13 protein-coding genes, 1 pseudogene and 1 riboswitch are annotated in these 15,012 nt (G+C 59.9%); of the genes and pseudogenes, 7 read left to right on the forward strand and 7 right to left on the reverse strand.

The window, feature by feature from the left end; genetic code table 11:
- Positions 1–46: 46 nt before the first annotated feature.
- A complete protein-coding gene (gene gshA / locus ACYVDM_RS19625; protein ID WP_415788866.1) occupies positions 47–1,621 on the reverse strand; it encodes a glutamate--cysteine ligase in 1,575 nt (524 codons plus the stop codon).
- Positions 1,622–1,755: 134 nt separating this feature from the next.
- On the opposite strand from gshA, the gene ACYVDM_RS19630 reads away from it, so the two are divergent.
- Positions 1,756–2,298 (forward strand): hypothetical protein, encoded by a 543-nt coding sequence (locus tag ACYVDM_RS19630; protein WP_415787967.1) that lies wholly within the window; start codon positions 1,756–1,758, stop codon positions 2,296–2,298.
- Here the strand turns inward: ACYVDM_RS19630 and ACYVDM_RS19635 are convergent.
- Positions 2,276–2,503 (reverse strand): annotated as a pseudogene (locus ACYVDM_RS19635) (LuxR C-terminal-related transcriptional regulator); the annotation flags it as partial. The gene ACYVDM_RS19630 and the pseudogene ACYVDM_RS19635 overlap by 23 nt on opposite strands.
- A gap of 348 nt (positions 2,504–2,851) precedes the next feature.
- Positions 2,852–2,931, forward strand: a riboswitch (SAM riboswitch).
- Here ACYVDM_RS19635 and metX point away from each other — a divergent pair.
- The 4 genes from metX (at position 2,921) to ACYVDM_RS19655 (ending at position 6,858) form a co-directional block, all read left to right on the forward strand.
- Positions 2,921–4,171, forward strand: a complete 1,251-nt coding sequence (gene metX / locus ACYVDM_RS19640) for a homoserine O-succinyltransferase MetX (protein ID WP_415787969.1) — start codon at positions 2,921–2,923, stop codon at positions 4,169–4,171. It overlaps the preceding riboswitch by 11 nt.
- The gene (gene metW / locus ACYVDM_RS19645; RefSeq protein WP_415787971.1) at positions 4,168–4,785 is read left to right on the forward strand and encodes a methionine biosynthesis protein MetW; all 618 of its coding nucleotides are present in this window, start codon (positions 4,168–4,170) and stop codon (positions 4,783–4,785) included. Before metX ends, metW begins: the two co-directional genes overlap by 4 nt.
- A gap of 60 nt (positions 4,786–4,845) precedes the next feature.
- Positions 4,846–6,108 carry a muropeptide transporter gene (locus ACYVDM_RS19650; protein WP_415787973.1) on the forward strand — a complete coding sequence of 421 codons (1,263 nt, stop codon included), beginning with the start codon at positions 4,846–4,848 and terminating at the stop codon, positions 6,106–6,108.
- 111 nt (positions 6,109–6,219) lie between these two features.
- Entirely contained in the window at positions 6,220–6,858 is a 639-nt protein-coding gene (locus ACYVDM_RS19655) for a trimeric intracellular cation channel family protein (protein ID WP_415787975.1), read from the forward strand.
- Positions 6,859–6,937: 79 nt separating this feature from the next.
- On the opposite strand, the gene gdhA is transcribed toward ACYVDM_RS19655, so the two are convergent.
- On the reverse strand, positions 6,938–8,281 hold the full coding sequence (gene gdhA, locus ACYVDM_RS19660; RefSeq protein WP_415787977.1) for an NADP-specific glutamate dehydrogenase: 1,344 nt from the start codon (positions 8,279–8,281) through the stop codon (positions 6,938–6,940).
- A gap of 437 nt (positions 8,282–8,718) precedes the next feature.
- Positions 8,719–9,507 carry an exodeoxyribonuclease III gene (locus ACYVDM_RS19665; RefSeq protein WP_415787979.1) on the reverse strand — a complete coding sequence of 263 codons (789 nt, stop codon included), beginning with the start codon at positions 9,505–9,507 and terminating at the stop codon, positions 8,719–8,721.
- Positions 9,508–9,626: 119 nt separating this feature from the next.
- On the opposite strand from ACYVDM_RS19665, the gene pyrE reads away from it, so the two are divergent.
- Positions 9,627–10,295, forward strand: coding sequence for an orotate phosphoribosyltransferase (gene pyrE, locus ACYVDM_RS19670; RefSeq protein ID WP_415787981.1), 669 nt, complete (start codon positions 9,627–9,629; stop codon positions 10,293–10,295).
- Between the two features lie 103 nt (positions 10,296–10,398).
- On the opposite strand, the gene gatB is transcribed toward pyrE, so the two are convergent.
- The 3 genes from gatB to gatC are packed head-to-tail and all read right to left on the reverse strand — an operon-like array spanning position 10,399 to position 13,706.
- Positions 10,399–11,856 carry an Asp-tRNA(Asn)/Glu-tRNA(Gln) amidotransferase subunit GatB gene (gatB, locus tag ACYVDM_RS19675; protein WP_415787983.1) on the reverse strand — a complete coding sequence of 486 codons (1,458 nt, stop codon included), beginning with the start codon at positions 11,854–11,856 and terminating at the stop codon, positions 10,399–10,401.
- A complete protein-coding gene (gatA, locus tag ACYVDM_RS19680) occupies positions 11,853–13,394 on the reverse strand; it encodes an Asp-tRNA(Asn)/Glu-tRNA(Gln) amidotransferase subunit GatA (protein ID WP_415787986.1) in 1,542 nt (513 codons plus the stop codon). Before gatA ends, gatB begins: the two co-directional genes overlap by 4 nt.
- A gap of 3 nt (positions 13,395–13,397) precedes the next feature.
- Complete coding sequence (gene gatC / locus ACYVDM_RS19685) at positions 13,398–13,706, reverse strand: Asp-tRNA(Asn)/Glu-tRNA(Gln) amidotransferase subunit GatC (protein WP_415787988.1); 309 nt, start codon at positions 13,704–13,706, stop codon at positions 13,398–13,400.
- Positions 13,707–13,936: 230 nt separating this feature from the next.
- Between gatC and ACYVDM_RS19690 the strand changes: the two genes are divergently transcribed.
- Positions 13,937–14,980 (forward strand): rod shape-determining protein, encoded by a 1,044-nt coding sequence (locus ACYVDM_RS19690; RefSeq protein ID WP_415787990.1) that lies wholly within the window; start codon positions 13,937–13,939, stop codon positions 14,978–14,980.
- Positions 14,981–15,012: the final 32 nt, after the last annotated feature.

Genomic DNA, 15,012 nt, shown 5'->3' on the forward strand with positions numbered 1-15,012 from the left:
GAAATACTATCGAACAACGCTTTCGCGTTACTCGATAGTATTTGCGTCAAGTCGACTTTGGTGCCTTTAGCGCAGCGTGATATTGCGCGACATAGGTATCGAAGTCGACTTCGTCGTTCTGCTCCAGTCGGGCTTGCTCGTCACGGGATTGCGTTACGCCCTCGGCATACGCGGCCGCGACGTCCGATGGTAACGGCTGGGCACGCAGGGTATCCGCGTGTTGGCGGCTACGTTGCAGAGAGTAGTCGTGAAACGACAGCCCGCTGTCTCGCAGGTCGCTGAGCAGGCGCGCCGAAGGCGTGTCGTCCGCATGGTCCAGCTTGTGGCGCTGGGCTTGCAATGCACGTGCATAGGCGTCGCCACCTATGGCTTGGTCGTACAGCGCGGCATAAGGCGCAATTTGGTCTAGCAACTCATGGCCCCAGACGGGCAGACCGATAGCGGTGCCGTCGCGATCAAGTTGCAAGCCCGGTTTGCGGCCTTCTTTGACCACAAGAGAAAAATTATCCGCGCTGCGTTGGCAGTAGCCATTTTCTGTGAAATACGGGCTGTCAGACGCCGCACAGAACAGCAGGAATGCATCCATGAAACGTGCCGTGTCGGCGGCGATACCCACGGGTTCGTAGGGATCAATGTCGAGACAACGGACCTCGACGTATTGCACGCCACGCTGGGATAGCGCGGTAATCGGACGTTCGCAGCGGCCCGTGGCGCGTTTGGGGCGAATGCTGGAGTAGTACTCGTTTTCGATCTGCAGGACGTTGGTGTTGAGCTGGATCCATTCGCCATTGCGGTGTGTGCCGATGGCTTGGTAGTCGGGCCAGGGCTGAGTGACTGCCTCGTAGAGGCGACCCAGAAAGGTGTCCAGGTCGTTGTAGCAAAGTTTGAGCTGTGATTGGGCCTTGCTTTGATAGCCCAGGTCGCTCATGCGTAGGCTGGTGGCATAGGGTAAATATAGGGTGTCGGCACCCAATGTTTGCAATTGCGACGTGTTGTCGCCCATGAACTGGCGCGATAGCGCAGGCGCGGCGCCGAACAGGTACATCAGCAGCCAAGAGTAACGGGTGAAATTGCGGATCAGGCCGATGTAACCCCGCGAGCGTTGGTCGCGCGAGTCCGAGGAGCCGGGAGCCAGGATGTCCCACAGTTCGTCGGGCAGCGAAAAGTTGTAGTGCACGCCAGCGATACATTGCATGGCTTTACCGTAGCGTTCGGCGAGGCCGCGTCGATAGACGTGCTTGAGCATCCCCGTATTGGATGTGCCGTACCAGGCAATGGGGATGTCTGCCTCGGCCGGCAAGGCCGCTGGCATGGATTGGTTCCAGATCGTCTCGTTCTCGAGCACGCTGTAGACGAAGCGATGGGTGTTTTCCAGCTCGGTGAGCAGCGAGTCGACGCGCGCGTGGGTGCCCGTGATCAGCTCGAGCAGGGCTTCGGAATAGTCCGTTGTGACGTAGGCGTTGGTCAGGGCAGAGCCTAACCCCGCAGGATGCGGTGTACGGGACAGGTGGCCCTGGGCATCGACGCGCAAACCTTCTTTTTCGATGCCGCGCAGGGTCTGGGCGAGCAGGGCGGTATGGGCCTGGAGGCGGGCCAAGCGGCTGGCAGCGGTATCGGTCACAGTCATAGGAGTTTTTTAATATCGAGGCCGGATTTTACGGGGAGTGAGGGTTTTCTGCCGAGGTAACCTCGCTATGATCCTGGGATCGGAGACAATCCGATCGTACTATTATGTGCAATGGAGACCGTAACGTTATGATTTTCCGGCTGTTTCGTTTGTGTTTGCCGCGTGTGCGCTTGCTACAGATGTTGTGTGCCGTGGGGCTGTTGGCGGCATGTTCACCCAGTTACAACTGGCGCGAAATGATGGTGGCCGATGGTCATGCCACAGTGGCATTTCCGGCGCGAGTACAGACGGAGACCCGTACGATAACCCTGAACGGCGAGACGTTGTCTTTTACGTTGACATCGGCGCAGGTCGACAAGGCGATGTTTGCCATAGGGAGTGCGCCCTTGCCCGAGGAGATCGCGCGGGACCCCGTGGCGCGAGAGGCGCTGGGGCAGGCGGTGATGCGATCGCTGTATGTCAATCTGGGAGCACAGGCGCCGCCGTCTTTGCCGGATTTTGGCGATGAGATCGTGGCGCGGGGCCGCATGGGAGACCAGTCGGGCTGGCTGATGGCACGGGTATGGGTGACAGACACCATGTTGATTGATGCGGTGGCGGCGGGCACGGATCAGGATTTGCCGTTGGAGCGCGCGCAGGAGTTCGTGCGTTCGGTAAAACTGCATCGGTAATGATTAGCAACAGCTCGAGTCTGAGCGCCATGGCGACGGCGGCGCGTCGGCCGCGGACACCGAGTTTGGTGCAGGCATTACCGATGTGGAAGTTGACGGTGCGCTCGCTGATACCCAGGATGGTGCCGGTTTCCCAACTGGTTTTTCCCCACGATGACCAATGCAGGCAGACGATCTCGCGGTTGGAAAGAGGTGTTTCTTGCATAAGATATGTGACGGAGAATCCCCGGAAGGGATGGCGGACTACGAGTGAGAGAGCGGAGATTTTCCCTGCAATCCATGGAGCTTGTCGCGAACTGCGGGCGCGGCGGTTGTTATCGGACGTATCTGAGGCGGACACATCCAGGTCGTTGAACTGATGCTGGTTTATCGGCCCCTTTTTCAAGGGGAAAGACGCGTCAACGCTAGTGGCTACGCTTGCAGGTTCCCCGGAGGGTGGCACGGCCGGTGTCGCGGGTGACTACGGCGGCCTATGGGTATCAAGGGCAGGTATCGCGGGCCGCGCTGGGGGATAGGATCCAGGTATGAATTCTCGGGAGTGTTAAAATCTCCTCCTCAAACCGGCGCCGATTTGCCTGATCCGCTTGCGGGCGCCTCTATAAATCCAGCTAAAGAGGTCCGTATGACCGCTCCTGCCTTGCATTCCGCCGCGGGGTTTGCCCCCGATATCGTCCACTCGCCTGCCGCGCCCGCGCTCGTTGCGCCCGGTTCGGTGGGGGTCGTGACCCCTCAGTTCATCCGCTTTGACGAACCGCTGCCGTTGGCCAGTGGGCAGTCGCTACAGTCCTATGAGTTGGCTGTGGAAACCTATGGCACGCTGAATGCACAGCGCACAAATGCCGTGCTGGTGTGTCATGCCTTGAACGCCTCGCATCACGTGGCGGGCGTTGCTCACAATGATCCCAAAGATATTGGCTGGTGGGACAACATGGTGGGGCCCGGCAAACCGCTCGATACCGATATCTATTTTGTCATCGGGGTCAATAACCTCGGCTCGTGTTTCGGGTCTACGGGGCCGGCCAGTATTAATCCGGAGACGGGCCTGCCTTGGGGGGCCGCGTTTCCCGTCTTGACGGTCGAAGATTGGGTGCATGCTCAGGCACGCCTGGCGGATCATTTCGGGATCCAGCGATTTGCCGCCGTCATGGGGGGGTCGCTGGGCGGTATGCAGGCGTTGAGCTGGGCGATTACCTGCCCCGAGCGTGTGGCGCATTGCGTGGTCGTGGCCAGCACGCCGCGTTTGTCCGCGCAGAATATCGGGTTTAACGAAGTGGCCCGGCGCTCCATTATTACGGACCCGGATTTTCATGGGGGTGATTATTACGCGCAGCAAACGGTACCCCGCCGCGGGTTGTCGGTCGCGCGCATGATTGGCCATATTACGTACCTGTCCGATGACGATATGGCTGAGAAATTCGGCCGTACTCAGCGTGAACCGGCCGAGGGTGGCGCCTATCGCTATGGCTACGACGTGGAGTTCGAGGTCGAGTCATATTTGCGTTATCAGGGTGAAAAATTCACGCGTTATTTCGACGCGAATACCTATCTGCTGATTACACGCGCGCTGGATTATTTTGATCCCGCGCGTAATACGGGCGGCGATTTGGCGCGCGCGTTGGCGCCGGCCAAGGCGGATTTCCTACTGGTATCGTTTACGACCGATTGGCGCTTCCCGCCTGAGCGTTCGCGAGAAATCGTGCGCGCGTTGCTCAAGAACAGCAGCCCGGTGACCTATGCGGAAATTGATGCGCCGCACGGGCATGACGCGTTTTTGCTGGACGACTCGCGCTATCACGCGGTCGTGCGGGGTTACTACGAACGCATCGCACGAGAGTTGGGACTAGAGGCCCTCGTCGCAGGAGAGTCTGAATGAGTGCGGTGTTGGCTAAGCCTGGGCGGACAGGGCATGTGCGTCCCGATTTGATTCGTATTGCCAGCTGGATCGAGCCGGGTAGCCGGGTATTGGATCTGGGCTGTGGCGATGGCGCCTTGCTGGCATACTTGCGCGATGAGCAGCAGGTGCATGGCGCAGGCGTCGAGATCGATGATCAGCATGTGATCGCGTGCGTTCAGCGTGGCGTCGAGGTCCTGCAATTGAACCTCGAGGATGGTCTGGCGCTGTTTGACGACAAGCAGTTCGATACCGTGGTGCTGTCGCAGACGCTGCAGTCGATGCATCGTACCGAGCATATCTTGCGCGAAATGGCGCGAGTGGCACGCTATGGCATCGTGTCTTTTCCCAATTTCGGCTATTGGCCGCATGGTTGGTCGATTTTGCGCGGGCGCATGCCAGTGACGGGGCAGATGCCTTACCAGTGGTACAACACGCCCAATATCCACCTGTGTACGCTGCGCGATTTTGAGATCCTGGCGGCAGATCTGAATTTGCGTATTCTGGAGCGCGCCACGTTTCACGAAGGGCGCGAGATCAAGGTACTGCCCGGTTGGCGCAGCACACTCGCCGTCTATCGCTACGCGTCGGCCTGATCTGGCTGGCGGTCGCACGACCATTGGTTAATATGCGGGATGTTTGGCGCTCGCTGCGCCATGGTTGTCAGGAGATCCCCTATTACTGCTGCCTCGCACGTCTATTTCGGTCGCCGGGTCGCCCCGTTGCTGGTGTTGGGTTTTGCCAGCGGCTTGCCGATCGCACTAACGGGTGGCACGTTGCAGGCGTGGGCCACGGTCGAACAAGTATCCCTGGAAGAAATCGGCTTTCTGACGCTAGTCGGCTCGGCATATACGCTGAAATTCTTGTGGGCGCCGCTGCTGGATCGCTACGTGCCTCCCTGGTTGGGACGCCGGCGTGGCTGGATGCTGTTGACACAGTTGTTGCTGGCCGCAAGCATCATGGCGATGGGACTGCTGTCGCCTGGATCCGCTTTGCTGCCTTTGGCGCTGTTGGCCGTAATGGTGGCGTTTTTCTCTGCTACGCAGGACATCGTCTTTGATGCCTATAGCACGGACGTGTTGCATCGGGATGAGCGGGGGGCAGGGGTTGCGCTAAAAGTACTGGGGTACCGGCTAGCAATGGTGGTGTCAGGCGGCCTGGCCTTGATTTTGGCCGATCAGTGGTTGGGCTGGGGGGGCATGTACGTTTTGATGGGAGGGCTGATGCTGCTTTGTTCGGCAGCGACGTTCTGGGCGCCCGAACCCGAACAGCCTGCCACTGCCCCGCGGACGCTGAGCCTGGCCGTTGTTGAACCCTTTCGCGAGTTTTTCAGCCGGCGCGGCGCGTGGACGGTGCTGGCATTGATCGTGTTGTACAAGCTCGGGGACGCGTTTGCGGGCGCGCTCTCGACGACTTTTCTGATTCGTGGAGCGGGGTTTGACCCCACCGAGGTCGGGACGGTGAACAAGGTGCTGGGATTGGTCGCCACGATTGTCGGGGCGCTGGCGGGTGGTTCGTTGATGACGCGCTGGGGGCTATATCGTTCCTTGATGGCGTTTGGTATTTTGCAGGCAATTTCCAATCTGGGATATTGGGTGATCTCGGTCAGCCCTAAAAGCATTTGGCTGATGGGGACCGCCGTCGGTGTCGAGAACTTGTGCGGCGGCCTGGGTACCGCGTCGTTTGTCGCCTTGTTGATGGGCTTGTGCCAGCAACGATTTTCGGCGACGCAGTTTGCCTTGCTGTCGGCGCTGTCGGCGGTGGGGCGGATCTATCTGGCGGGGCCGTTTACGCCACCGTTAGTGCGGTGGCTGGATTGGCCGGGATTCTTCTTGTTGACGGTGGCGATTGCCGTGCCTGGGTTGTTACTGCTGTGGAACCAGCGCCGAACGATCGAGGCCCTGGAGCCACGGGCATGATCGGTCCAGCGGTTTTAGATCGACCGTTTCGCGGTTGTGTCCTGGGTCTATCTGATGGATGGACCGAAGGGTTCTCGCACCGCTTGGTGTGGCGGTGTTTGTGAGGTGGTTATGTCTGCTGAGACGTCTACGTTATTGCTGCATACGCTGTATCTGATCGCTATTGTGGCCGAGGCGATGACGGCGGCGCTCGCGGCGGGCCGTCGCGATATGGACTGGATGGGCGTCTGTATCATTGCGTGCGTGACGGCGCTGGGCGGTGGGTCGTTGCGAGACGTGCTGCTGGGACACTATCCCCTGACTTGGGTCGCGCATCCCGAATACTTGGGGATGACAGCCGGCGCGGCGCTATTGACCGCTTTTATGGCCCCGTGGATGCGACGGTTGCGTCGCCTGTTTCTCTGGCTGGATGCGGTGGGGCTGGTGGCTTTTACGGTCATTGGCTGCCAGGTGGCACAGCATATGGAAATGTCGGTCAGCGTGGTATTGATCAGCGGCATGATTACCGGGTGCGCGGGGGGCGTCCTGCGAGATGTGCTGTGTAACGACGTGCCGCTGTTGTTTCGCAAAGAGCTCTATGCGAGTGTGTCGATCGTAACAGGGGCACTGTATGTCGGTTTGCAGACGCTGGACTGGTCTGGCAACGTTGTGGTGCCTGTGGCGCTCGCGGTGGGACTGGCTTTCCGTCTGCTGGCCTTGCGGTTTAATTGGCAAATGCCGCGCTTTGTGTACCGGGATGACTGGCACTGAGGGATATTGCGCCGCGCGCAGCACAAAAAACGGCCCGGCGTATTGGCCGGACCGTTGATCCCTGCGGGGTCAAGCGGGCTTAATATAGGCCCTGCTGGCGCATCGCGTCGGCGACCTTGACGAAGCCCGCAATGTTGGCGCCATCCAGATAGTTGACGGACGTGCCGCGACCTTGGCCGTGGCGAACGCAGTTTTCGTGGATGTCACGCATGATGGCGTGCAAACGTTGGTCGACTTCGTCGCGTGTCCATGGCAGGCGGATGGCGTTTTGGCTCATCTCCAGGCCCGATACCGCAACGCCACCGGCGTTACTCGCCTTGCCTGGCGCGTATAGCACGCCGGCTTCGATGAAGGCCTTGGCGGCATCCAGCGTAGCAGGCATGTTGGCGCCTTCTGCGACGCACTTGACGCCATTGGCGATCAACGTGCGGGCGTCTTCGAGCTCCAGTTCGTTTTGCGTGGCGCAGGGCAGCGCGATGTCTACCGGGATATGCCAGGGGCGTTTGCCGGCCAGATAGGTCAGCTTGAATTGGCCGGCGTATTCGGCCAGGCGGCCGCGCAGGTCATTTTTCAGATGCATCAACGCGGCCAGTTTCTCGTGGGTAAAGCCGGCTTCGTCGACGACGGTGCCTTCGGAGTCAGAGACGGTGACCACGCGTGCGCCCAGGATCATGGCTTTTTCGATCGCGTACTGAGCAACGTTGCCGGAGCCCGACACCGAAACGCGCAGGCCGTCAAACGACAAGCCGGTACGCTTGAGCATTTCCTCGGCAAAATAAACGGTGCCGTAGCCGGTGGCCTCGGGACGAATCAGGCTACCGCCAAAGGTCAGCCCTTTGCCGGTGAAGACGCTGGCCGCCGAGTTCGACAGTTTTTTCATCATGCCGGCCATGAAGCCGACTTCGCGTGCGCCAACGCCCATGTCACCAGCGGGTACGTCCGTATCGGGGCCTAAATGACGGTGCAATTCGAGCATGAGCGCCTGGCAGAAGCGCATGACCTCGGCGTCGGATTTACCCTTGGGGTCGAAATCCGATCCGCCTTTACCGCCGCCCATTGGCAAGGTGGTCAAGGCGTTTTTCAACGTTTGCTCGAAACCCAGGAATTTCAACACCGACAGATTGACCGACGGATGAAAGCGCATACCGCCCTTGTAAGGGCCGATTGCCGAGCTGTGCTGTACACGGAATGCGCGATTGACGTGCGCCTTACCCTGGTCGTCCGTCCAGCAAACGCGGAATTGAATCACGCGCTCGGGTTCTACCAAGCGCTCAAGCAGCGCTTGTTCGGCGTAATGGGGGTGCTGCGCGAGGAACGGCCACAAGCTGGCCATGACTTCGTGCACGGCTTGCATAAATTCGGGCTGTTGCGGGTCGCGCACAGCGACCTGACGCAAAAAGTCGTCAAGACTTTGCAATTTCAACGGGGTCTCCTGGGGTGCCGCAAACCGGTGCATGGGCGCCCGGATGTGGTGCAATTAGATCCAAAACAGTGCGGAATGGCACTGACTCGGTGCGCAATTGTAGGTCGATCTGGATGGGGTTGCAAAAAATATCCAGCCCGAAACCCGCATGGATATTGACGTTACGCCGAGCCTATATTGGGGACGCAACAAAAAGACTAACCGTTCAGGTTCTGGGTGATTGAGGTGTTACCCAAAGGAAAGGCCGTGTTCTCCTCTGAGAATAATGCGTCCCTATTTATTGCGGTAATAAAAGGGCCATAATCGGTCAGGCAAGCACTATGAAGTCATGCGGCCGATCACTCTTCAAAAAAGATAATGCAACCCGTTTTGGGATTTATATGTCCCCATTTATTATTTTGCTCAGATGGCGTGGCTTTGACCATCTGAGCCGTGATTTATAGTGTGGTGTCGTAGTCGATGGTAAGCGGCGCGTGATCGCTGAAGCGCTCGTCTTTGTAGATGGCAACGCTGCGCGCGCGCGCGGCGATGCCGGGCGTGGCGATCTGATAATCGATACGCCACCCCACGTTCTTGGCCCAGGCTTGGCCACGGTTGCTCCACCATGTGTATTGGTCAGGACGATCATCCAGTTGGCGAAAGACATCGATAAATCCGCGCCGATCAAAGACCTCGCTGAGCCAGGCACGCTCTTCCGGTAGAAAGCCGGAGTTTTTCAAGTTTCCTTTCCAGTTTTTGAGGTCGATTTCTTTGTGCGCAATGTTCCAGTCACCGCAGATCACAAATTCGCGGCCGGTTTTTTTGTGCTCTTGCATCAGCTCGTCCATCCATGGACCAAAGGTGTCCAGGAAACGATATTTGGCCTGCTGGCGTTCGTCGCCGCTAGAGCCCGAGGGCAGATACGCGCTGATGACGGACAGATTTTTCCAATCGGCGCGAATGATACGGCCTTCTGCATCGAACTCTTCGCAATCCAGGCCAATATTCACACGCTCCGCGGCATTACGCAGATATATGCCCACCCCGCTGTAACCCTTCTTGACGGCGTGGTGGAAATGGCCGGTATAGCCGGGGGGATGCCGCATGTCGTCGGTCAGGTCCGTGTCGGCAATCTTGATTTCTTGCAGGCATAGTACATCGGCGTTGTGGGTCTGCATCCAGGGTTGCAAGCCTTTGCGAAAGGCTGCCCGGATGCCATTCAGATTGAGCGAGGTAATGCGCAGCACGGCGAGAACTCCTGTATGGCGATCGACAAATGTTGGCCCTAAGGGGCGACTTTACCAGCACTGGAACGAAGCCAGCTAAAATGCGTCCCGTCTTGTTATTCATCGGAATCCCCCCGCCCATGGCTGCCATCTCCACCGATTTTGTCCGTTTTGCTCTAGACGAGAGCGTGTTGCGCTTTGGCAGTTTCAAGGTCAAGTCTGGCCGAATCAGCCCCTATTTTTTTAATGCGGGCTTGTTTAATAGCGGGGCCTCGGTGGGCCGATTGGCGCAGTTTTATGCACAGGCGTTGCTGAATTCCGGTGTGGCTTTTGACATGCTGTTCGGGCCGGCTTACAAAGGCATTCCACTGGCGACGGCCACATCGGTGGCGCTGGCGGGACACTCCGATATGCAGGGGCGTGATATCCCGTTTGCCTTTAATCGCAAAGAGGCTAAAGACCATGGCGAGGGCGGCACGCTGGTCGGTGCTCCGCTGCACGGTAAAGTGGTCATTATTGACGACGTCATTACGGCGGGCACCTCAGTGCGCGAGTCGGTCGAGATCATTCGTGCCACGGGCGCCGAGCCGGCCGCGGTGCTGATCGCCCTGGATCGCCAGGAGCGCGCTGGCCCCGATGACGCGCTATCGCCGCACTCCGCGGTGCAAGAGGTCGCCAATACCTACGGTATCCCCGTGATCAGCATTGCGTCGCTGGCGGATATTTTGACGCTGCTGCAGGACGACGACCAGTTCGCGAACCACCGTGATGCGGTACTGGCGTATCGGGCGAAATACGGCATCGCGTGACGCGCTGATTTGCCTTTTCGAAAATGCAACAGGGTCAGCGTTTGCTGACCCTGTTGCATTATTGCGAGCGTTGCCGCAGGCGTTCAGGCTGTGTGTTGGGTATTTAACTATCCAGCTTTTGCTTTAATAGCTCGTTGACTTGCTGCGGGTTGGCTTTGCCCTTGGCGGCTTTCATGATTTGGCCGACCAAAGAGTTGAAAGCCTTCTGTTTGCCTGCGCGGTATTCGGCCACGATAGCCGGGTTGGCATTCAGGACCTCGTCGATCATCGCGCCAATCGCGCCTGTATCGCTGATTTGTTTCAGTCCACGAGCTTCAATGATGGCGTCGGGCTGACCGCCTTGTTCACCGGCCCACATGGCTGAAAACACATCGCGCGCGATCTTGTTGGAGATCGTGCCATCAATGATGCGACCGATCAGCGCCGCCAGGGCGGGTGCTTGCACCGGGACATCCGCAATGTCTTTTTCTTCGCGGTTCAGCGTGGCGGAGACCTCGCCCATGATCCAGTTGGCCGCTTGCTTGGTCTGGTCTGCCGGCAGGGCCTGCGCGACAGCTTCAAAGTACGCGGCCAGGCCACGGCTGGCGGACAACTGGGCGGCATCGTAGGCGGACAGTCCGTAGTCGCGCTCGAAGCGCACACGCAGAGTCGCGGGCAGCTCGGGCATCTGGGCACGCACCTGCTCCACCCAGTCGGGCGAAATGACCAGCGTGGGCAGATCGGGATCTGGGAAATAGCGATAGTCGTGGGCGTCTTCTTTGCTGCGCATGCTGCGCGTTTCATCGCGGTCGGCATCGTACAGGCGGGTTTCCTGCACGACGGTGCCGCCGTCCTCGATCAGTTCGATCTGGCGGCGCGCTTCGAACAAGATGGCGCGCTCCAGAAAGCGGAACGAGTTGACGTTTTTGACTTCGGTGCGGGTACCGAATTCGGCTTGACCGACAGGGCGTACGGAGACGTTGGCGTCGCAGCGGAAGGAGCCTTCTTGCATATTGCCGTCACAAATGCCTAGCCAGACGACCAGGCTGTGCAATGCCCGTGCGTACGCGACGGCTTCGGCGGCCGAGCGCATTTCGGGCTCGGTTACGATTTCCAGCAACGGAGTGCCAGCGCGGTTCAGATCGATTCCACTGGCCGGTTTGCCGTTGGACAGCGTGAAGTCGTCGTGCTGTGATTTGCCGGCGTCTTCTTCGAGGTGGGCACGCGTCAGATTGACGGTTTTTTCCTCTTGGTTGACAAAAAACGAAATCGTCCCACCCAGCACGATCGGCAGTTCGTACTGACTGATTTGGTAGCCCTTGGGCAAATCGGGGTAGAAGTAGTTTTTGCGAGCGAATACCGAGCGGGGGGCAACGGTGCCACCGACGGCCAGCCCGAAACGGATGGCACGCTCGGTGGCGCCGATGTTCATCACGGGCAAGCTACCCGGCAGGGCCAGGTCGACGACATTGGCCTGCGTGTTGGGGGCGGCGCCAAAGCGCGTGCTGCTGCCCGAAAATATCTTGGCGTCGGTGGAAAGCTGCGTATGCGTTTCCAGGCCGATGACGATTTCCCAGTTCATTGCTCAGTGCCTTGCTGGCCGGGCACGCGACGGTGCCAGTCGGTGACTTGTTGATAACGGTCGGCGATGGCCAACAGGCGGCCTTCGTCGAAATAGTTGCCGATGATTTGCAGGCCAACGGGACGCCGGCCTGTCTCGCCGAAACCGCAGGGAACAGACATGGCCGGTAGGCCTGCCAGGCTGACGCCCAGTGTATAAACGTCAGCCAGCCAGTCGGCCGTGGGGTCGTCACGATTGTCGCCGAGGTTTTTGGCCACAGTGGGCGACACCGGCCCCATGATGACATCGCACTGGTCGGCGTAAGCGCGTTGGAAGTCTTGTGCAATCAGGCGTCGTACACGCTGGGCTTGTAGGTAATACGCGTCGTAGTAGCCATGAGACAGAACATAAGTCCCGATCAGAATGCGGCGCTTGACCTCATCGCCAAAGCCCTCGGCGCGGGAGCGGGCGATCATTTGATTCAGGTCGCCGTATTCCTGGGCGCGGTGGCCGTAGCGCACGCCATCGTAGCGTGCCAAGTTGCTCGAGGCTTCGGCAGGCGCAATAACGTAGTAGGCCGGGATCGCCAACTCGGTACGCGGCAGCGAGATGGATACACGTCGCGCACCCAGGGACTCGAACTGCGCCAGTGCTGATTCGACGGCGGCGGCAACATCGGGAGCGAGGCCTGCGCCGAAATACTCCTCGGGTACGCCGATGCGCAGCCCGTTGAGGGGCTGGCTGCCGGCCGCGTCATAGCTGGCCTGCGCGGCGTCGTAGGCGGCCCGGATGCGGCCAGGCGCGTTAGGGGTGCCATCGCAGCTTTCGAGACTGGTCGCATCATTCGGGTCAAACCCGCTCATCGGATCCAGCAACTCGAGCAGGTCGCGGCTGCTCGGGGCCAGGGGACCGGCCTGATCCAGGCTGGAGCCAAAAGCCACCATCCCAAAGCGCGATACCGTGCCATAGGTCGGCTTGATGCCGCTGACGCCACACAAGGCGGCGGGCTGGCGCACCGAGCCGCCGGTATCGGTGCCGGTGGTGGCCGCGACCAGGCGGGCCGCTACCGCGGCCGCCGAACCACCCGACGAGCCGCCGGGGACGGCTTGGGTATCCCAGGGGTTGCGTACCGGGCCGTAGGCCGAGTTTTCGTTGGCCGAGCCCATGGCGAACTCATCACAATTGAGTTTGCCGATCGACACGGCGCCCGCGGCCTGCAGGCGCTGCACCACGGTCGCGTCGAAGGGGCTGGTATAGCCCTTTAGCATCTTGCTGCCGGCGGTGGTGTGCCAGTCGCGGGTGACAAAGGCGTCTTTGTGGGCGATGGGCACGCCCGCCAGAGGGCCGGCGGTACCGGCTGCCAAGGCGGCATCGGCGGCATCAGCTTGCGCCAGGGTGAGGGTCTCGTCGATGTGCAGAAAGGCGTTCAGGTCGCTGGCGGCCTGGGCGGCAGCCAACGCGCTCTGGGCTAGCTCGCGGGCGCTGACCTGGCGTTGGGCCAGGGCGATGCGCAGTTCGGCAATACCACCGAATTGGGTATGAAGGGCAGGAGTCGTCATGGTTTATTCGATGACCTTGGGAACCAGGAACAAGCCGTCACGGGCGTCCGGGGCATTGGCCAGCAACTCGGCGCGGCGAGCCTCGGAGGGGGTTTCGGTCACCACGTCCGGACGTAGGCGCAGCGAGATGTCCTGGTGGGCCGACAGGGGGTGGGCCAGCGGCTCGACCCCTTGTGTATCAGCGGCTTGCAGCCGTTCGATCAGGTGGAGGATGCCATTGAGTTCGTCCTGCGCGCGGTCGCGCTGGTCCGGCGTCAGTTCAATTCTGGCCAGCCGGGCAATGCGGGTTACATCTTGTTCGTTGAGCGCCATGTGGGGAAACTAAGAAAAATCCAAGGGGGCAGGTTGCCGTGCCAGAGGAGGGGATGGGATTACACCGTGTCTATCCCTGTGACAAACCATCAACTGTCAGCACTTTTGCGCTATTTTCGAAGAAATTATAAGTTATCATTCATCGTTTCACGCTGCAGAGATGCGGCGGGCCTGTGTATACGGTCCGTTTACTGCAGACCGGCACTATTTCTGAATCTCGCTGAGCCCCCATGTTCGGATTCCTGCGCAGTTACTTTTCTAGCGATATGGCGATTGACCTCGGTACCGCCAATACGCTGATTTACGTCCGGGGCAAGGGCATCGTGCTCGATGAGCCTTCGGTCGTAGCCATCCGCCACGAAGGCGGCCCCCATGGCAAAAAAATCATCCAGGCCGTTGGCCACGAGGCCAAGCAAATGCTTGGGCGGGTTCCCGGCAACATCGAAGCCATCCGGCCCATGAAAGACGGCGTGATCGCCGACTTCACGGTGACCGAGCAGATGCTCAAGCAGTTCATCCGCATGGTTCACCCGCGCAACATGCTGGCGCCCAGTCCGCGCATTATCGTGTGCGTGCCCTGCGGCTCGACCCAGGTCGAGCGCCGTGCCATTCGCGAATCTGCCCTCGGGGCAGGCGCTTCGCACGTCTATCTCATCGAAGAACCCATGGCTGCCGCCATCGGGGCAGGCCTGGCTGTCTCGGACGCCAGCGGCTCGATGGTGGTGGATATTGGCGGTGGCACGACCGAGGTCGCTGTGATCTCGCTGGGCGGCATGGTGTACAAGGGCTCGGTGCGCGTCGGCGGCGACAAGTTCGATGAGGCTATCGTCACGTATATCCGTCGCAACTACGGCATGCTGATTGGCGAGCCCACGGCCGAATACATCAAGAAGGAAATCGGGTCCGCCTTTCCGGGTTCCGAAGTCCGCGAAATCGAAGTCAAGGGCCGTAACCTGGCCGAAGGTGTGCCGCGCAGTTTTACGGTGTCATCGAACGAGATTCTGGAGTCGCTGACCGATCCTCTGAACCAGATCGTCTCAGCCGTCAAAATCGCCCTGGAGCAAACCCCGCCCGAACTGGGGGCCGACATTACCGACAAGGGCATTGCCCTGACCGGCGGTGGCGCGCTGCTGCGTGATCTCGATCGTCTGCTCCAAGAGGAAACCGGTTTGCCTGTGGTGGTCGCCGAGGATCCGCTGACCTGCGTGGTTCGTGGTTGTGGTGAAGCACTCGAGCATCTCGAAAAGCTGGGTGCTATTTTCATTAACGAATAAGCCCGTGCCGCCAGCGGGCGCCACCCGGCGTA

The organism is Bordetella tumulicola (assembly GCF_054779135.1).